At 66.1% G+C, this 257-nt stretch carries 1 protein-coding gene; it reads left to right on the forward strand.

Going from position 1 to position 257, the window contains the following annotated elements:
- A partial coding sequence (locus SB816_RS33115) for an aldehyde dehydrogenase family protein (protein WP_410548392.1) occupies window positions 1–257 on the forward strand: 257 nt, incomplete at both ends.

Genomic DNA, 257 nt, shown 5'->3' on the forward strand with positions numbered 1-257 from the left:
CATCAAGTCGTCGGAGTTCACGCCGCTCACGATGCTGCGTATCGCGGAGCTGGCGACCGAAGCCGGTTTACCCCCGGGCACGCTGAACGTGATCAACGGCACCGGCCAGGTGGGTGCGAAGGTGATCGGCGATCCGCGCGTGGCGAAGGTGTCGTTCACGGGTTCGGTGCCGACCGGTCGCATCATCGGCGAGCAAGCCGTCAACGCGAACTTCACGCGCTTCACGCTCGAGCTGGGCGGCAAGAACGCGGCGGCAT

Source organism: Achromobacter sp. SIMBA_011 (assembly GCF_046535435.1).
Lineage (GTDB): Bacteria > Pseudomonadota > Gammaproteobacteria > Burkholderiales > Burkholderiaceae_B > Achromobacter > Achromobacter dolens.